At 53.1% G+C, this 17,084-nt stretch carries 18 protein-coding genes and 3 pseudogenes; 17 read left to right on the top strand and 4 right to left on the bottom strand.

All coding sequences use genetic code 11. The features are described 5' to 3' along the window. The first annotated feature begins 20 nt into the window (after positions 1–20). The 16 genes and pseudogenes from nth (at position 21) to ACK8P7_RS04885 (ending at position 12,771) form a co-directional block, all read left to right on the top strand. Entirely contained in the window at positions 21–737 is a 717-nt protein-coding gene (nth, locus tag ACK8P7_RS04960; RefSeq protein ID WP_410043120.1) for an endonuclease III, read from the top strand. A gap of 25 nt (positions 738–762) precedes the next feature. Then, positions 763–999 (top strand): DUF6472 family protein, encoded by a 237-nt coding sequence (locus ACK8P7_RS04955; RefSeq protein WP_410043119.1) that lies wholly within the window; start codon positions 763–765, stop codon positions 997–999. A 166-nt stretch (positions 1,000–1,165) separates the two neighbouring features. Beyond that, positions 1,166–1,378, top strand: a pseudogene (locus ACK8P7_RS04950) (tRNA (cytidine(34)-2'-O)-methyltransferase); the annotation flags it as partial. Between the two features lie 222 nt (positions 1,379–1,600). Beyond that, positions 1,601–1,870 (top strand): annotated as a pseudogene (locus ACK8P7_RS04945) (tRNA (cytidine(34)-2'-O)-methyltransferase); the annotation flags it as partial. A 290-nt stretch (positions 1,871–2,160) separates the two neighbouring features. Further along, positions 2,161–4,032 carry a hypothetical protein gene (locus ACK8P7_RS04940; protein WP_410043118.1) on the top strand — a complete coding sequence of 624 codons (1,872 nt, stop codon included), beginning with the start codon at positions 2,161–2,163 and terminating at the stop codon, positions 4,030–4,032. Positions 4,033–4,256: 224 nt separating this feature from the next. Continuing rightward, the gene (locus ACK8P7_RS04935; protein WP_410043181.1) at positions 4,257–4,586 is read left to right on the top strand and encodes an ArsR/SmtB family transcription factor; all 330 of its coding nucleotides are present in this window, start codon (positions 4,257–4,259) and stop codon (positions 4,584–4,586) included. Positions 4,587–4,609: 23 nt separating this feature from the next. After that, positions 4,610–4,825: a cation transporter gene (locus ACK8P7_RS04930; RefSeq protein ID WP_410043117.1), complete on the top strand. Its 216-nt coding sequence runs from the start codon at positions 4,610–4,612 to the stop codon at positions 4,823–4,825. Between the two features lie 201 nt (positions 4,826–5,026). After that, complete coding sequence (locus tag ACK8P7_RS04925) at positions 5,027–7,057, top strand: heavy metal translocating P-type ATPase (RefSeq protein WP_410043116.1); 2,031 nt, start codon at positions 5,027–5,029, stop codon at positions 7,055–7,057. A gap of 141 nt (positions 7,058–7,198) precedes the next feature. Then, positions 7,199–8,227, top strand: a complete 1,029-nt coding sequence (locus tag ACK8P7_RS04920) for a hypothetical protein (protein ID WP_410043115.1) — start codon at positions 7,199–7,201, stop codon at positions 8,225–8,227. Then, entirely contained in the window at positions 8,224–8,712 is a 489-nt protein-coding gene (locus tag ACK8P7_RS04915; protein WP_410043114.1) for a MerR family transcriptional regulator, read from the top strand. The genes ACK8P7_RS04920 and ACK8P7_RS04915 overlap by 4 nt, the downstream gene beginning before the upstream one ends. A 145-nt stretch (positions 8,713–8,857) precedes the next feature. Then, positions 8,858–8,926: pseudogene (locus tag ACK8P7_RS04910) on the top strand (zinc-ribbon domain-containing protein); the annotation flags it as partial. Between the two features lie 18 nt (positions 8,927–8,944). After that, positions 8,945–9,301: a hypothetical protein gene (locus ACK8P7_RS04905; protein WP_410043185.1), complete on the top strand. Its 357-nt coding sequence runs from the start codon at positions 8,945–8,947 to the stop codon at positions 9,299–9,301. Positions 9,302–9,632: 331 nt separating this feature from the next. After that, a complete protein-coding gene (locus ACK8P7_RS04900) occupies positions 9,633–9,845 on the top strand; it encodes a hypothetical protein (protein WP_410043113.1) in 213 nt (70 codons plus the stop codon). Between the two features lie 82 nt (positions 9,846–9,927). Further along, positions 9,928–11,127 carry a hypothetical protein gene (locus tag ACK8P7_RS04895; RefSeq protein ID WP_410043112.1) on the top strand — a complete coding sequence of 400 codons (1,200 nt, stop codon included), beginning with the start codon at positions 9,928–9,930 and terminating at the stop codon, positions 11,125–11,127. Positions 11,128–11,231: 104 nt separating this feature from the next. Further along, complete coding sequence (locus tag ACK8P7_RS04890) at positions 11,232–11,948, top strand: DUF4230 domain-containing protein (protein ID WP_410043111.1); 717 nt, start codon at positions 11,232–11,234, stop codon at positions 11,946–11,948. A gap of 10 nt (positions 11,949–11,958) precedes the next feature. Next, the gene (locus ACK8P7_RS04885) at positions 11,959–12,771 is read left to right on the top strand and encodes a beta-carotene 15,15'-monooxygenase (protein ID WP_410043110.1); all 813 of its coding nucleotides are present in this window, start codon (positions 11,959–11,961) and stop codon (positions 12,769–12,771) included. 136 nt (positions 12,772–12,907) lie between these two features. Here the strand turns inward: ACK8P7_RS04885 and ACK8P7_RS04880 are convergent, their stop codons facing one another. Further along, complete coding sequence (locus ACK8P7_RS04880) at positions 12,908–13,195, bottom strand: DUF1653 domain-containing protein (RefSeq protein WP_410043109.1); 288 nt, start codon at positions 13,193–13,195, stop codon at positions 12,908–12,910. Between the two features lie 72 nt (positions 13,196–13,267). Then, positions 13,268–14,563, bottom strand: coding sequence for an ATP-binding protein (locus ACK8P7_RS04875; RefSeq protein WP_410043108.1), 1,296 nt, complete (start codon positions 14,561–14,563; stop codon positions 13,268–13,270). Between the two features lie 523 nt (positions 14,564–15,086). On the opposite strand from ACK8P7_RS04875, the gene ACK8P7_RS04870 reads away from it, so the two are divergent. Further along, positions 15,087–15,416: a branched-chain amino acid transporter permease gene (locus ACK8P7_RS04870; RefSeq protein WP_410043107.1), complete on the top strand. Its 330-nt coding sequence runs from the start codon at positions 15,087–15,089 to the stop codon at positions 15,414–15,416. Between the two features lie 116 nt (positions 15,417–15,532). Here ACK8P7_RS04870 and ACK8P7_RS04865 read toward each other — a convergent pair whose 3' ends face one another. Both ACK8P7_RS04865 and ACK8P7_RS04860 read right to left on the bottom strand, forming a co-directional pair. Beyond that, on the bottom strand, positions 15,533–16,075 hold the full coding sequence (locus ACK8P7_RS04865) for a chromate transporter (protein WP_410043106.1): 543 nt from the start codon (positions 16,073–16,075) through the stop codon (positions 15,533–15,535). Further along, positions 16,072–16,677, bottom strand: a complete 606-nt coding sequence (locus tag ACK8P7_RS04860; protein WP_410043105.1) for a chromate transporter — start codon at positions 16,675–16,677, stop codon at positions 16,072–16,074. Before ACK8P7_RS04860 ends, ACK8P7_RS04865 begins: the two co-directional genes overlap by 4 nt. Between the last annotated feature and the right edge of the window lie 407 nt (positions 16,678–17,084).

Here is a 17,084-nt window from a genome sequence, read left to right as displayed (position 1 = left end):
GTGATCGGAAAGAGGACGAGATGTTTGTAAAGGGAGAGAGCCCGGAGGCGCGGGAGAAGCGCGTCCGGGAGATCATGAAGCGGCTCGATGAGCATTATGGTGTCGAGCCGCCGATTTTTTTGAAAAGTGAAAATGCGTGGCAGCTGCTGTTCGCGACGATTCTGAGTGCACAGTGCACTGATGCCCGCGTCAATATGGTGACCGAGAAGCTGTTTAAGAAGTATACCTGTCTCGAGGATTTCGCCGAGGTGCCGATCGAGGAGCTCGAGGAGGACATCCGTTCCACCGGCTTCTACCATAACAAGGCGCGGAACATCAAGGCCTGCGCCGCCGATCTCCTCGCGCGCTATGACGGCGTCGTGCCCGACAGCATTGACGAGCTCACCTCGCTCCCGGGCGTCGGCCGCAAGACGGGGAACCTGATTCTCGGCCACATCTACAACAAGCCGGCGCTCGTCGTGGATACGCATGTGAAGCGCATCTCGAACCGTCTCGGACTCGCGGCGTCGAGCGACCCGACGCGCACCGAATTTCAGCTCATGGAGACGGTGCCGGAGGAGTTCTGGATCCGCTGGAACACGCACATCATCTCACTCGGACGGAGCTACTGTATGTCGGCGCGCCCGGACTGTGGCGCGTGCTTCCTTCGGGATCTCTGCCCGAGCTGCGACAACACGGAGCTGCTGGAGGCGACCCGCGCCGGCGTGACGAGCGGGAAGAGCCGGAAGAAGAAATAAAGGAAAGATTATGTCAGAATGTGAAATGTGTTTAAACTACGTCTACGATGACGACGATGAGGAGTATGTCTGCGAGGCCGACATCGACGAGGACGACATGGCCCACATGTGGGGCGGTCGCCGTCGGCACTGCCCGTACTGGCGCTCGAACGACGAGTACCGCACGGTCAAGCACCAGTCCATCGGCCACCTGCCAGGCTACAGCGACGCCGGGTATTTCGTGGATGATCAGAAGGAAGAACTGTCGGATGGGGAGGCGTAGGCCTTCGCGGAGTGTATGAGCGCGTCGGTGGCGCGCAGGTGTGTACGGCGTCGAATGCCCGGGCATGCCGGAGTGAGGGCGTGCGCGGGACTGGACTTCGGCGGCATGCCAGATGGAGAGCATGCGCGGTGCTGGGCTTCGGCGACATGCCGGGAAAGGTGATTTTATGCTACATGTTGTACTTCATGAACCGGAAATTCCGTTCAATACCGGTGCGATCGGTCGCACCTGCGTGGCGACCCACACGTCGCTTCATATGATCCGGCCGTACGGCTTCACCCTCGATGACCGCTACATCAAGCGTGCGGGCATGGACTACTGGGCGAAGCTCGATCTCCACGAGTACCTCGACTACGAGGACTTCCTCGCGCAGCACCCGGAGCTCCACTTCGCCGACGAGTTCGAGCCGGCCAATGCAGGCGATCCGGCAGCAGATGGTGCTGCGGATGCCTCGGCAGCTGGCGGAGCTGCGCAGGGCGATGGTGCCGGAAAGGATGGCGAGCCGGCGCCGGTGGATGTGGCGAGCCTTTGGGATGACGGCATGTACGCCGGTCAGGCGCACTGTGCGGACTGGTCTCAGGAGACCATCGAGACACCGAAGCTCTGGTTTGCGACCACGAAGGGCCGGCAGGTCTACAGCGACGTCCACTTCGGGCCGAATGACTACATCATGTTCGGAAAGGAATCCGCCGGCATCCCGGAGGAGATCCTCGTCCAGCACCCGAAGTCCTGCATCCGCATCCCGATGTGGGGTGACATGCGTTCCCTGAACCTCAGCAACTCCGCCGCGATCCTCCTCTACGAAGCCTACCGCCAGAACGACTTCGAAAACCTGGAAAAACGCGGAGAACTGCACCGGCTGCACTGGTAAATATCATGGGGTGCGCCGACAGGCGCGGGGACCCCATGATGCCCCCGGGCGGCGAGGCCGTTTTGCCACGAAGTTGGCAAAATCAAACGACAATGCCCGCGCCGTAGGCGCATATAATGGCATTGTCTCCTTGTAATCATGGGGTGCGCCGACAGGCGCAGTTAATGGGGTCCAGTTAATGGGGTCTGACCCCATTAAATTTTTCTAAACAGATTCTAAACTGGACTTTATGGGGTCAGACCCCATTACGAAATTCTTAAGATGAACGAATAGGTGGAAAGGAGTGCGCGATGGCGAGGAAAACTGAAAAGAAAGCCGGGCTGCCGATGGCAGTGACGCTGGTCGCGCTACTTCTTTTCGTCAGTGCCGTCGGGACCGTCCTGTACGTGAAGAAAGCGGGCAGCGGTGGGCCGGACGAGGCCGAAACGACGAGTGCAGCGGCAGACAGCAGCGCCGCTGACGTCGACGCTGCTGCCGGGGAGCCGGCGCCGGACGCTGCGGCGGCCGGTGATGAGGAAGGCGAGGATACGGCACTCATCGATGAGACGCTCGATAATGTGCCACACGCCTATCAGGCCTACCTCGAGGCGGTCGACGAGCTGGAAGCGAGCTTCGGCACACCGGCGGCGATCGAATCTGCCCAGGGCTACCTCGACCTCGACGCGAGCCACTTCGCAGATCTCAGCGGCCTCTGCCTCCTCGAGCTGATCGATTTCGACCGTGACGGCCTCGACGAGCTCGTGGCGGGCTATCGTGAGCCCACGGACGGCAGCTACCATTTCCGCGTTTACGGCTACGCGCAGGGCCAGCTTCACATGTACATCGATTCGATCATGGGCGGCGTCGGCCAGCCGGTGATCTACGAGCTCGCGACGGAGACCCTGAACGACGGCCAGGAGTACCTGATCACGCACGACGGCATCCGCGGTCACCGCATCTACGGCTTCGATGCGACGGGCCACTTTATGAAGCGCATCGAGATCGGCGCGCATCAGATCAACGGTGAGCCGGTCTATGACAACTCTGTCGTGAAGGCCATGCGCGCCTGGATCGCCGATGAGCAGACACGCTACCCGATGACGATGCTGCAGGATGCCGACGTCGCACTGCAGGCGATCGAAGCGACGCGTGCAGAACTGGAGGCCGGTGCAGCGCTGACCGATCCAGAGGTCCTCGAGGCCGAGGATCCGGCGTCGGCCAATGCAGACGACGCGGAGATCGTCAGCTACGCGGATGGTCCGACGGGCACGACCACGGATGGTCATCTGCATCTTGATCAGTCAGATGCGGCTCCGGATACGGAAGCGCATCTCGATTCGACGGAGGTCGGTCCTGCGGGTACAGACGAATCTGCATCCGAGCATGCGACGACGGCCGGCGATATCATCGGTGCAGCGAAGTCGACGGCTGAAACGACGGAAAGTGAGGATGCGGAGCCGCCGAAGCCACGTAACTGTACGGCGAAGCAGCTGCTGGCGCAGATCCACGACGTGACGGACGACAGCATTGCCGACTACCTCTATGGAGATTTCGATGGGGACGGCGTGCGCGACCTCGTCGCCCTCAGCCTGCACTGCACTCCGCCGAAGGAGACGGCTGCGAGCGACTGGAGCGCGATCTATGCGGCACCGGACGGAAGCGAGGACGGCGATGCGATGCGCTTCAGCAGCGGTACGGACTATACACTCAGCTGGTGGTTTGCGAATGGCGAGCAGGTTTATACCTTCGACAGCATGCGTGCCCCGGTGGTGACCGGCGCGAAACTTCTGAAGCTCGAGACGGATGTGGGACTCCAGCTTGCAGCGACGGTCTACTGGGAAGATGAGGACACGGATGCGGTGAACACGAGTGCCGGGACATCACTGTTTTCCGGCACCCACAGCGCAGCAGCCTATGCGGCGGACGCCGGCGCGAATCAAGGTGGACTCAGCGCCACCCGTCAGACCGACAGCACCAGCCTCATCTACCGCTTCGATGACAGTGGCGCGACGGAGCTCTTCCGTGAGGATGGCTACCGCCTCTCGAACCCGGGCGCGAACCGCATCGGTTTCTCCAGTGTTCACTACACGAAAGGAGACGACGGCAGTCTGAACGAAAGCTGCGCGTACGGGACACTCCGCTACAACACGGCGGACGACAGCTATCAGGAATATGCATTTTGATTCAGCGAGGGGACGAAGAATCCTCTCGCTGAATTTTTATAGAAATATATTGACATCCGCACAACATATGATAACATATTCATATGAACGATAATTCATTTGATGCGGCGTGACGATCGTCGCTGAACACATTGAAGGCACGCTCGAGGGAGCGCCGATACTGTGTCCGCATCCAGAATCCATCTATCTGATATCAAATCGCTATGAACGAAACGGAGGAAGCCATGCCGAACGCATACGACACAAAGAAAATATCTCATCTTATTCAGAATGTTTCCGAGGATGAGCTCAGCGATCTGGCAGAGCTTTTCAAGATTTTCGGGGATTCCACCCGGATCAAGATCCTGTTTGATCTCTTCCAGGGTGAGAAGAACGTCACAGAGATCTGTGATGACCTCGAGATGAACCAGTCCGCGGTTTCACATCAGCTGAAGATTCTGAAGGTGAGCAAGCTCATCACCTCCCGCCGGGATGGAAAGGCGGTGTACTACCGTCTGGCTGACGAGCATGTGAAGACGATCATCGCGATGGGTAAGGAGCATATCGAGGAGTAAAAACCGACGAAGAAAGGACCATTATGAAGAAGAAATTCAAGTGTGAGATCGATTGTGCAAACTGTGCAGCGAAGGTAGAGGATGCCATCAAGAAGCTCGATGGCGTGCAGGATGCGAAGGTAAACTTCATGCTTCAGAAGTTTACGCTCGAGGCCGCCGACGAGCAGTTCGACGCGATCCTCCAGCAGGCGATCGAGGTCGGAAAGAAGATCGAGCCGGATTTCGCCGTTGAGTTGTAATTCGCGCGTCTCGACTGCGCCCGCCTGTATGGGCATGCATATTTCCCACGCCCATACGGTGCAGCTGCGCCGGTGGACGTGGTTTTTTCGGACATTTTTCGAGATAAACCGGGCCACGGTGCATGAAAACAGCCACAAACAGCCGGAACCGAAGCTGATGTACAGCACGGAGACATGAAACTGACAGAAAAGAGGAGAGTTATGGAACCGAAATTAAAGAAGGAACTGCAGAAAATTCTCACCGCCCTCGCGATTTTCTTCGCCATGATGGTGGTGGATAAGACGGGCCTCTGCCCGCTGATCTTCGCGCACCGCCTCCCGAGCCTGATCGCGTACCTGATTCCGTACCTCCTGTGCGGCTATGACGTGGTCCGCAAGGCGCTCCTCGGCATCCGGAACCGCCAGCCGATGGACGAGTCGCTCCTCATGTTCGTGGCGACGATCGGTGCTTTCGCAACCGGTGAAAATTCCGAGGCCGTCGCCGTCATGGCCTTCTACCTCGTCGGCGAGTGGTTCCAGAAGTACGCCCTCGGAAAGTCCCGCAAGAACATCGCGAGTCTCATGGACATCGTTCCGGAGGAGGCCAATGTTGAGCGCGCGGACGGGTCCATCGAGACGGTGGATCCTGACGACGTCGAGATCGGCGACATCCTCGTGATCAAGCCGGGCGAGAAGATCCCGGTCGACGCCGAGGTCCTGAGCGGTGAGTCCATGGTGAACACCGCAGCGCTCACCGGCGAGTCCGTTCCGCGGAGCGTTCATGCGGGCGAGGCGGTCATCTCCGGCTGCATCAACGGTGAGGGACTCCTCCGCGTCCGGGCGACCAAGGCCTTCGAGGATTCCACAGTCTCGAAGATCCTCGAGCTCGTCGAGAACGCTTCCGAGAAGAAGTCGAAGACCGAGAATTTCATCACCCGCTTCGCCCGCGTCTACACCCCGATCGTCGTGTACTCCGCGATCGCCCTCGCGATCATCCCGTCGATCCTCACCCGCGATCCGGCGACCTGGATCTACCGTGCATGTACCTTCCTCGTCGTGTCCTGCCCGTGCGCCCTCGTGATCTCCGTTCCGCTCGCCTTCTTCGGCGGCATCGGCGCGGCCAGCTCGAACGGCGTGCTCGTGAAGGGCTCGAACTACCTCGAGCTGCTCTCGCACCTCCATACCGTCGTGTCGGATAAGACCGGTACCCTGACCGAAGGCAACTTCCAGGTGTCCGAGGTCCTGCCGGCTCCTGGCGTCGAAAAGGCCGAGCTTCTCCGCATGGCCGCCCTCGCCGAGGGCATGAGCACCCACCCGATCGCGAAGTCGATCCGCGACGCGTACGCGGCGGAGGTGCCGGGCGCGGAAATCAACACTGCCCTCGTTACGGACACGGTCAATGTCTCTGGCCAGGGTCTCATCGCGACCCTCCCGGGTCGCCGTATCTTCGTCGGCAACGCGAAGCTCATGCAGGCCTACGACATCGACTTCACGGAAGCGACGAACGCCGCCGCGACGGTATCGTATGTGGCCGTGGAAGAAGAACGCCGGTCGGCAGATACCAGCGCTGCGGCTGCCGTAGGCGGGAACCTCACGGGAAGTGACGGTGCAGACGGCGGAAGCATTGGCACTGGAAAAGAGAAGGGAAGCATCCGCTACCTCGGCGCGATCCTGATCCGGGATCAGCTGAAGCCGGAGGCGAAGGACGCCATCGCGGAGATGAAGCGCGAGGGCGTGCAGAGCGTCGTGATGCTCACCGGTGATCGAAAGGCGGTCGGTGAGGCGGTCGGACAGGAACTCGGACTCGACTGCGTCTATACCGAGCTGCTCCCGCAGGAGAAGGTCGAAAAGGTCGAAGCACTGCTCACGGAGCTCGACCGGCACGGACGGCAGCAGGACAGGGCAGAACTCGCCTTCGTCGGTGACGGCATCAACGACGCGCCGGTGCTGGCCCGCGCGGATGTCGGCATCGCGATGGGCTCGATGGGTTCCGACGCCGCGATCGAAGCCGCAGATGTCGTCATCATGGACGACGACCTCATGCGCATCCCGATCGTCATCCGCATCGCCCGCCGCACCGTCGCCATCTCGACCCAGAACATCGTCTTCGCCCTCCTCGTGAAGATCCTCATCCTCATCCTGACCGCCTTCGGCCTCACGAACATGTGGATCGCCGTCTTCGGAGACGTCGGCGTCGCCGTCCTCTGCATCCTGAACTCGATGCGACTGCTCACCATCAAGCGGACGATCTGAGAAAACAGAAGATCATACGAAAAAACAGCTGGAGACACATGGCGGTGTTCTCCGGCTGTTTTTTTACACTAGATTTAAGGCGGAGGCACTCGTAAAATATAATGCAACAGAAACACTTGAAGTGTGAATTGGAGATTCGTTATGGAGCAGGAAGAGTTAAGGTTTGGTGACATTGCCGGTATCTACTATGACTTCGTAGGGGAGAAGATGCCGAAGCAGATGGATCTTCTGGATACATGGTTTCCAGATCTGGTCATCGCGGTGGATGAATCGGATGGAAATACGAAGGTGCCTGCCGAGTATAAGGATCTGGAGTATAAGATCCATGCGGTGCGCTATAAGGGAAGACTGTATTCCGGAGAGAGTAAACGGGTCTCGCAGATTCTGGGCAGGCTGACCGGAACCGCTGCGGGAAATAAGGAGAAGGAGCGGAAAACAGCGGAGCTGATCCAGAAGCATGTCGTGGAACAGTTTATCGTCGATATGGAGCTGACGCCGCGTCTGAAGGATCATGTGGACGAGCTCTTTCAGCGCCTGACGGATGATCAGCTGGAGGAGATGTATCAGTTTCTTCTCGAGCATCTCTATGAGCTCATCCATTATCGGAAAAGCCTCGATGACTATCATCGAAAAACAGAACCATTCCCGTTTGACGATGAAGTGTTTGACAGCATCCTCTATAATGCGGCGTATCAGATGAATCTGGAGTCCTATGAAGGGCTTCGCAATGCCTACCTGTGGCTTCTGACCGGAGGGCTTCTGCGGAATGAAACAGGACGGATATTAAGAATGTATGACAGCTCGTTCATCGCCATTTATCGGCAGCAGGGAGCCACAGAAGATATCGAGGATAAGCTGAATTATTTATTTTATCCGGAGAATTACCACTCCTTTTATACGGGCGATGATCTCGATAAGCAGTTCCCCGGCATCGAGTGGTACTGCGACCAGTGCAGAGCACATCTGAATGAACAGGAAGGCTTCGACGATCATCTGCCGGAATGGACGTGCACACAGTGCGGATACATAAACCCGATCGGCATCGACCAGATCTATGAGACCGAAGAAGACTATCGACATGGCGTGCGCAAAGTAGATCACGTGGATTTCGCACATGCCATCGACGAGCGGCGGAAGGAAATCGAAGAAGAGAAAAATAAAAAATCATGATCCTGCCTTTGAACGTCTTTTATCGCATGGATTTTTGGAAAAAACTTGGGCATATAAATGAAGTGTTCCCCGGGGTACTCTATGTACAGGAGGGGAACAGAATGGAAAACAGGGGAGAAACGTACAGGAAAGAAGAAAAGCTGTATACGGTCGGTGAAGTCTGTGAGCAGATGGGCATTACCAGAAAAACGCTTTTCTATTATGATCAGATCGGACTGCTGAAGCCGTCCGAAAGAGTTTCCTCGCAGCAGGTGAAGCTGTATGACAACGAGAAAATCGCACGACTTCGATGCATTTTGCAGTATCGAGAGGCCGGGCTCCGCATTTCGGAAATCCGTGAGCTTCTCGACGATCAAAATGTACATCGTCTAAGTATTCTGCAGACGGCGATGACGCGTCTTCAAAAAGAGCGGGATGGTGTGGAACAGGAAATCGTCAATCTGACAAAGCTGATTGAAGCAGAAAAACGTGCAACTTCATCATGACGTATGTCCTTGACCGTTCCGTGGGGAACGGTGTCATAGTAAAGCCGGATACTTACAGAGAAATCAGTGAATATCCACAAGCGTATTTTATTGAATGTTCCTGCAGGCAATGCAGGAAACGTAAGAACAGCAAAGAAGGGGGATCATGATGGCTTTTTGTAAACAGTGTGGAAGTGAACTTGAAAATGGTGTGAAATTCTGCCCGAAATGTGGCGCAGCAGTTGAAAGTAGTGTGGAGGTTAATACCACACCGCCGACCGTTTCTGAATTCCGGCAGCAGCCGGAGGTAAAAGCAAAATCAGCCGATGCAGGGCATGGGCTCGCCATCGGCAGCCTGGTGTGCGGCATCATCGGCATCGTCTTATGGTTTTTCGGATATACTTGCCTTATTTCCGTCGTTCTGGGCATCGTAGGACTGGTGCTGGCCGGAAATGCGAAGAAGGAAGGAAACACAGAGGGAATCCGGACCGCAGGTTTCATCGTATCCCTGATTGCGCTGATTATCGGCATCATCATTACGATTTATCTCTGCCTGGTCGTAGCCCTGGTAGGAACCGCCGTAAATGGCGTTTTCAGTATGCTTCAGTGAATTCAGATAGAACAATATGGCTGTTGACGGAAATCACTGAATCGTATACGGAATGAATTTGGGTATACAGAAACCTGCCTTTTTGAAACTCTATAATATAGAGCGAAGGGCATGGATTCTTTTACCATATCAGTTGTGGCGAGACGACGAAAAGTTTCGCCCAACCTCCTTTCAGGCGGAGTAGTAGCAAGATACTGCTCCGCTTTTTGTAATGGTAGTTTTTTTCCCTTTTTTTCTTCTGTTTCAGAGTTAAAATGAATATGACATGCAATGATGAATATCAGCACAAGATGGAGGAATAGAGATGTTTGGTGCATTCGGCATTTTCAGTATGATCGTTGTTATTATGTTGATGATTCTTATGTTTAAGCTCACGCTGTTTACGTTCCGCGTCGTCGGCAAGGTGATCGGATGGGTCTGGGGGATCCTCGGATGGCTGATCGTCGGCATCCTGGCAGTGAGTGTATGCGGACTTGCAGTGGTTTTCCTGCCGATCATCCTGGTCGTCGGACTGTTTTCGATTTTCATGGCGATCGCAGGCTGACGATTTGAAATCATCATCAGAATAAGCTGGTTAGGCGAGGGCACGGAAGTTGACTTGATTTAATAACAGAGGAACAAGTTCTATGAATACATATAATAATCACGAAATCGTTGAATCTATGGACGATATGCATCTGAATTCACTTGTGGCGATGTCTCAGCAGGATGGTGAACATGACATTCAGAACCATATAGTGTTCAGCATCCCTGTTGCGGAGTTGTCAACATTGGGAGCGGGAATTTCTTTGCTTGTGCCGGCGTTTCATACGGTGACACAGACGATGTCGATTCCTGTAGATGGATTTTATAAGATTGCGAATGCAGCACCTGGAGATGTATTGAAAATAGCCCGAGATGGAAACGCCTGGGGTGCACTAAAAACAGCGGCAGGTAGATCGAAAATGGCAAAGTTCGAGCAGGTTGGCGCAGTGCCTGCCAGTGCACAAACGGTTGCCGCCTTTAATCCGGCAACGATGATGATGGCCGCGGCGATGTATTCGATTGAAAAGGACTTATCGGAAATCAGCGAAACGCAGAAGAAGATCCTGTCATTTCTTGAGGCGGAAAATGAATCTCAGATTGAAGCGGATGTAGATTCTTTGACGAACATCGCAGCTAACTACAAATATACCTGGGACAATGAGGTCTCCGTTGCAGGAAACCATAAGCTGGCGCTGGATATTCAGAACCGGGCCAGAAAAAATATCCGTCTGTATTCCAAGCAGATAGCGGGTACGATTTCGGCGAAACACATGATTGTGGCGCAGAAAGACATTGATCGGGCGCTGTCGGATCTGGAAAAGAAGTTTAAGTACTATAGGTTATCCTTGTTTATATTTTCACTGGCATCCTTGATGGGAATCATGTTAAGTGGCAATTTCGAGGAAGAATATATCGATAAGATAAAGGAGGAAATAGAAGCATTGTCGGATTCCTACCGTGAGCAGTTTGAAAAGGGGTCTCTGTATCTGGAGAGACTGGGCAATGCTGGCGCCGAGACAGCCATCGTAAAACGAGTCGCTTCGACAGGTAAAACGCTTGGAAAATTAATCGGAAGCATTCCGGTGGTCAAAGAAGGTTCTGTGGATGAATTCCTTCAGGAAAAAGGTGAACTGCTGCAAAATAAAGCGTGCGAGAGAGAAATGAAGGCGATCAGCACATTTTCTGCGTTAAGCAATCCTGGAACCAGAGTGTTTGTAAACAAAATGGAGGATATGATTCAGATCTATAACCATACTTCCAGTATTTGTGTGGATAAGCAGAATATCTATCTTATCGCGTGACATTTGCACTGCCGCGTCTCGATTTTTATGGCGATCGCGGGCTGAGATTATCGCTTAGCATATTACTTTAGGCTGCAGGATTTGTTTATTCATTGAGGAAGATTATGGAACAGAAGCATTCACTTCGAAGTGAAATCATCGTTGGAATCATAGGTGTGGTATTTATCGCCGGCATATGTATTCATGCATGGAAGGTAGCATTTTCGTCGAAGACGGAGAAGACTGCGGACCAGATCGAAACCACGGTGGACGATATATGGGATAAAGAGGCACAGGTCAATGCGGACGAAAAGCTCATCCTCTCGATGAAGGAAGCTGTGCTCGGTGAATCAGAGCAGCAGAAAAAGCTGCAGGTATTTATTCAGAAGGTGTCGGATGTAACGAAAATCACGGATGAAGGCGGAGCGCCGTTTAAGTGGGGAGAAAAATATCAGTACATCAAGTATTCCGGAACGGCCACCTATACGGTGGATCTCTCGAATTTCAATGAACAGCATCTCTCCGTCAATAAAGAACAGAAAACCCTCACGATCTATGTGCCGCATGCGGTGGAAAAGCTGGATATTGACGAGGATGAAACACAGGCTGGTGAAACGGAGCATGTGGGTATTTTCTCGATCGGTGATCTGAAGCTCACGGAGGATGCCCGGAAGGAAGTGATTCTGGACGTTCGAAAGCAGATGGAACAGAAACTGCTCGAAGAAAATGCCATGGAAAATGCGGATCGGATGGCGAAGATGAGCGTATGGGAAATCTATCAGCCGGTGGTTTCTAAAATCTGTCCGGATTATACCGTCGCTGTGGAATTTGAGAAAAACTGAGGGGATAGAAATGCTTGAAGAGAGAAGAATAAATCTGCCACTGATTATACTGATTATCTGCCTGCTGGGCGCTGTGTTTTCTGTGACATATCTTGGTACGACGTTTTCCAAACCGGAATCCTATGCGCCCATTACAGAGTCGCTGAACGAGAAGAAGGTCAATGTCGAAAAGCTGGCTGGGTCTGCAGTGGCAGCGTCCGCGGCCATTACCTTGATTCCGGGAGATATCGGAACGCCGATTGCGGAAAAGCTGGCGGATCTGTCCGGGTATTTTCTGATTATTCTATGCGTGATCTATATCGAGAAATTTCTGGTCGCACTGACCGGTTTTGTGGTATTTGAACTCCTATTGCCTATCGGTCTGGTACTTCTGGGTATCAGCGGTTATATTCGCTATCCACTGAAGAAAATGGCCCTGAAAATCATCGCGCTTTCTGTCGTATTAAGCCTCTGGGTTCCGATGAGCGTCTATATATCACATGTGATCGAAACACAGTACCACGATGAAATTCAGCAGACGCTGGAAAAAGCAGATGCCAATGCAGCTACACTGCAGGGCGTTTCAGACCAGGCAGATCAGGAGGATTCGAGCCTCTGGTCCACATTCGTTCAGAAAGTAAAGGGCGGCAGCGCCACGCTGATGTCAAAATTCAAGGACACCTTGAACGGTTTTGTAGATGCCATGGCCATCTATCTGGTGACCTCCTGTGTCATTCCGATTCTGACCCTGCTGCTGGAACTCTGGGTGATTAAAATGATCTTTCAGCTGAATGCACCGATACCCTGGGCTGAATGGAAATTTCAGAAAAACAGCTTATCTTGAAATTGCAGCGCAAACGAAAATTCAAGAAAACGGCTTTTCATGAAATTTCGAGACGAAATTGTCGTAGCAATTTCAAGTTCAGCGTTTCTGACTGGAAATCTGCCTTATCTGTTTCTCGATTTTTATGGCGATCGCATCATGAGATGCGATCGTCTGTCTTTTCGAAGCGATAACTCTGCCGGATATTCGGGTACTTCTCATGATCCACTTCTTCCATGAACATGTCATATGGACGGGCGAAGAGGCCCATGTCGTCATAGAGGGCCTGGTAGATCATGAGTGCTTCGCGGGTTTCGGAGTGTGTGGCGACACCGATGATGCGATACAGATAGCGGGTTTTATTTTCCGGTTTCGTCAGGTCAAGCGTCTCTCGTTTGAAGTGCCGGACGAGATCACCGGCGTGAAACGTTCTCAAATTCTCCATGGTTCTTATCCTCCATCTTCGTCAAAAATACGGCTTCCGCATAGCTTATAGTATGACAGCAGACCGGGCAGTTCAGATACAGAATGCGGCATAGAGCGGAACGATCTTCAGATTATTCTCTATGCCGAAGTTTTTCGCAGAAAGCTTGATGGCATACACAGGCTTGTAGCTGTCCATGTAAATCCGCAGGCTTTTCGCTCTGGTGTTGTCGGCAGATTTGACTTCGATCGGAATAAGCTGACCTTCGCGCTGAATCACAAAATCGATTTCAGCTCCACGCTCGGATGTCCAGTAGTAGCTACGGTAGCCGTTGATGGTGAGCTGAACATGAACATAGTTTTCCGTCATACCGCCTTTAAAGTCGTTGATTTCATCCACCATATAGAGGATATCATCGGCGGCGACATCCTTTTTCGCGCAGAGAAGTCCAAGATCAGATACATAGATTTTGAACGCATCGATATCCCGGTAGTTGTCAAGCGGCTTTTTGATCTGCTCCACCCGGTAGACCTGCGACACGATGCCGGACAGGCAGAGCCATTCGATCGCGTTTTCAAATTCAGAAGCGCGTGCGCCTTTCTTCAGCAGCTTATACTGGAAGCGGGTATTCGTTTTTGAGAGCTGCACTGTGATATTGTCGTAGGCCAGCCTCGTTTTTTTGATTTCATTCAGGGTATTATACTTGCTCATATCATTCAGATAGCTGGCAAGGATGGTATCCTGTGTATGCCGGACCAGAATATAATTTTTCGTGTTCACGAACTGCATCACACACTCTGGCATGCCGCCGACGACCAGATACTGACGATAGAACTGCATGGCTGCTTCGTGTAATGCAGACGGCAGCGGGGTATCGGTCTGGAAGCTCTGCCGGATTCTCTCCACCAGTTCCTTTTCACCGAGCGCCAGCATGAATTCTTCCATATCCATAGGATAGAGCGTTTTCATATCGACCTTTCCGACAGGAAAAGAGAATTTCGAGCGGTTCACTGCGACTCCGAGCAGACTGCCGGCGACGATGATGTGATAATCCGGCGCGCTCTCGCAGAAATACTTGAGAGAGGTCAATGCTCTTTCACAGAGCTGCACCTCATCAAATACGATCAGCGTTTTTTCTTTTACGATGGTCTGATCAGCGATACGGGAGAGGATAGGAATCAGATAATCCGGGCTGATGTCTTCATCGAAGGTCTCGCTCAGCTTCGGGTTTGTCTCAAAGTTAAAGTAGGCCACATTCTCATAGTGTGTACGTCCGAACTCGAGAATAGAATAGGTTTTCCCGACCTGCCTCGCCCCCTGTAAAATCAGAGGTTTGCGATGGCTGCTTTCTTTCCAGAATTCCAGAAAGTCAAAGATTTTTCTATACATGATCGGTCCTCCTTCGCTGTGATACATCCAGTATAGCAGATGCTCGCGCTAAATAGTGTAAAAAAACAGAAAAAGTTCGTGTAATAGCACATGAAAAAATATTAAAAAATTACACTAAATAACACGAATATTAAATAACTGGTATTTTAAGTTTGGTTTTATACAATGTTGTAAAAAATCAGCCGGATTTACAAATTCTTTCTTATAGCCAATAAAAAATGATAGTAATAACGTAGTGTTTGCTGATTATCATGAAAAACTATCGGCCACAGCAAAGTTTTTCCGCCTGTGGAGTAAAAACTATCGGTCACAGCAAAGTTTTTTCGGTTGAAAAGTAAAAACTATCGACCGCAGCAAAGCTTTTTTGCTGCACTGATATTACCTGCGCCTATAGCAGGTGAGAGCTTTTCCGTAATAGAATCCGCCCTGCGTCCATGATAGTCTAGTAAGAGGTGCCTCCGGCACCTGCGGACAGGACATCGCATCATGATGCCGCTCGTCCAGAAAGCAAAGGAGGCCATCGATGATCCAGCTTAGTACGACGCAGATTTTTCTTATGATTTTCATCCCGGGGCTCATCACGCAGCTCCTCCGGGCACTGCCGTTTGTGATGTTCGGACGCCGCGCGATTTCGCCGACGATTCGTACACTCGGCGCGACCCTGCCCTTCGTCATCATGGCGGTGCTGGTCGTCTACTGTTTGAAATCGATCCCGACCGGCAGCCTGAAGGAGAACCTCGAGCTGATCGCTGCGGTTCTGATGGTCGCGGGTCTTCACCTCATAAAAAAGAACACGGTCCTCTCGATCAGCGTGGGAACCGTGTTCTATATGGTGCTGGTGCACCTGATCTAATATCGGATGCCAATGTCGCTGTCGCCGCTTCATCGCTGTCCGCGGTGATCGTCGGCTGCCGGCGCATGGTTGTGCAGACACAGCAGCTACGGGATCGGGTGCCAGCATGGCCGATCTTACATCAGGAGCTGCGCGCTGAGCTCCATCACGCCGGTGAGAACCATGACGAGGATCGGGTCCCAGTGAAGCTTCCGGAGCATCACGAGGGCGATCAGAAACCAGGCGCACATGCGGACGTCAAGGGTGCTCGGCAGGCCGATGGCCGGCAGGAGGATCAGGAGCCCTGCGGTGAAGATGAGGGCGACGACCGCCGGGCGGAGCGTTTTCAGGACGCCCTGCAGGAGGCTCAGTTTCCTGTACTTTGTGTAGATGATGGCGATGATCGTGACGACGACGCAGCTCGGTAGAACATCCCCGAGGGTCGCCGCGACGGCACCGAGCGGGCCCGCCATCTGGAGACCGATGAAGGTCGCGGCGTTGATTGCGATCGGGCCGGGCGTCATCTGGGAAATCGTGACGAGATCGGTGAAGTCCGCCATGCTGATCCAGTGATAGTGGTTCACGACCTCCTCCTGGATCAGTGGCATCGCGGCATAACCACCGCCGAAGCTGAAGGCACCGATGCGGAGAAAGGCGAGGAAAAGCTGGAGATAGATCATGACTGCACCTCCTCACCTTTATTTCGCCAGAGTGTTACGGCGACGCCGAGGGCGATGACCGCGAGGATGATCCAGATCGTGGAGATGCCGAGGATGTAGTTCGCGACGAAGGCGGCGAGCATGATGACGAGGGATGACCACTTTTTATCGACCAGTACGCCGCTCGCCATGTCCCAGGTGACGGACATGATGACCGCGCTGACGCCGCAGCGCATGCCGGACAGCATGTGGTGGATCATGAAATTCGAGCGGAAGGCGGAGTAGAAGAGGGAGATGACGCTCAGCATCAGGAAGGGTGGGATGACGGCGCCGAGCACCGAGAGCAGGATGCCGGGGAAGCCGCAGATCTTGTAGCCTACGACGATCGCGCCATTGACCGCGATCGGGCCCGGTGCGGACTGTGCGATCGCGACGAGATCCAGCATTTCGTCCTCGCTGATCCAGTGCAGGTCGTCGACGAACTTCTTTTTCAGCAGCGACACGATGACATAGCCGCCCCCGAAGGTGAAGGCGCTGAGATACAGGGTCTCGAAGAAGAGCTTCCGGAGACGCGCGCCGGAGCCTGGAGCTATATCGGTAGATTTATTTATTGATTCACTCACGTCAGGATACCTCGTTTATTCTCTGGGTGATTTCAGGATGAACCGTGACAGAGACTGGAAAAGGGGCCTCTGCTGGTAGTATAAGCAGGGATTCGTTATATTTCAACGATCCATAGTATAGGACCAAACGAAATATATTATATTGCATAGATTTCAAAAAATCATATAGGGTTTTAGCGAGCCTGCTTCGAAAATAATAGACCATATCTATGAAAAATGGCCTTTCGTGAAAAATAATATATAAAAGTCTCGGAAATCCATAGGAAACGGGCGCACGGGTATATGAAATTTTCTGAAATGCTCATAATAATATAGTGAGCATCCTCCGGGAGCGAAGGGTGCTGCCAAAATGTATATTATTTTTTCGTATTATTCAAAGTTCATGTTTCTACGAAAAAACACGCATT

The organism is Oribacterium sp. P9 (genome assembly GCF_046365365.1).
In the GTDB taxonomy this organism is placed as follows: domain Bacteria; phylum Bacillota; class Clostridia; order Lachnospirales; family Lachnospiraceae; genus Oribacterium.
The sequence above is the reverse complement of the archived record's forward strand: the minus strand, read 5'-3'. Positions and strand labels throughout refer to the sequence as shown.

Excerpts from the sequence above, each read along its gene's own strand:
- ACK8P7_RS04865 (WP_410043106.1), bottom strand. The coding sequence starts at position 16,075 with ATGATCTATCTCCAGCTTTTCCTCGCCTTTCTCCGCATCGGTGCCTTC.
- ACK8P7_RS04880 (WP_410043109.1), bottom strand. The coding sequence starts at position 13,195 with ATGGAGAATTTGAGAACGTTTCACGCCGGTGATCTCGTCCGGCACTTC.
- ACK8P7_RS04890 (WP_410043111.1), top strand. The coding sequence starts at position 11,232 with ATGGAACAGAAGCATTCACTTCGAAGTGAAATCATCGTTGGAATCATA.
- ACK8P7_RS04870 (WP_410043107.1), top strand. The coding sequence starts at position 15,087 with ATGATCCAGCTTAGTACGACGCAGATTTTTCTTATGATTTTCATCCCG.
- ACK8P7_RS04955 (WP_410043119.1), top strand. The coding sequence starts at position 763 with ATGTGTTTAAACTACGTCTACGATGACGACGATGAGGAGTATGTCTGC.
- ACK8P7_RS04900 (WP_410043113.1), top strand. The coding sequence starts at position 9,633 with ATGATCGTTGTTATTATGTTGATGATTCTTATGTTTAAGCTCACGCTG.
- ACK8P7_RS04930 (WP_410043117.1), top strand. The coding sequence starts at position 4,610 with ATGAAGAAGAAATTCAAGTGTGAGATCGATTGTGCAAACTGTGCAGCG.
- ACK8P7_RS04935 (WP_410043181.1), top strand. The coding sequence starts at position 4,257 with ATGCCGAACGCATACGACACAAAGAAAATATCTCATCTTATTCAGAAT.
- nth (WP_410043120.1), top strand. The coding sequence starts at position 21 with ATGTTTGTAAAGGGAGAGAGCCCGGAGGCGCGGGAGAAGCGCGTCCGG.
- ACK8P7_RS04940 (WP_410043118.1), top strand. The coding sequence starts at position 2,161 with ATGGCGAGGAAAACTGAAAAGAAAGCCGGGCTGCCGATGGCAGTGACG.
- ACK8P7_RS04920 (WP_410043115.1), top strand. The coding sequence starts at position 7,199 with ATGGAGCAGGAAGAGTTAAGGTTTGGTGACATTGCCGGTATCTACTAT.
- ACK8P7_RS04895 (WP_410043112.1), top strand. The coding sequence starts at position 9,928 with ATGAATACATATAATAATCACGAAATCGTTGAATCTATGGACGATATG.
- ACK8P7_RS04925 (WP_410043116.1), top strand. The coding sequence starts at position 5,027 with ATGGAACCGAAATTAAAGAAGGAACTGCAGAAAATTCTCACCGCCCTC.
- ACK8P7_RS04885 (WP_410043110.1), top strand. The coding sequence starts at position 11,959 with ATGCTTGAAGAGAGAAGAATAAATCTGCCACTGATTATACTGATTATC.
- ACK8P7_RS04875 (WP_410043108.1), bottom strand. The coding sequence starts at position 14,563 with ATGTATAGAAAAATCTTTGACTTTCTGGAATTCTGGAAAGAAAGCAGC.
- ACK8P7_RS04915 (WP_410043114.1), top strand. The coding sequence starts at position 8,224 with ATGATCCTGCCTTTGAACGTCTTTTATCGCATGGATTTTTGGAAAAAA.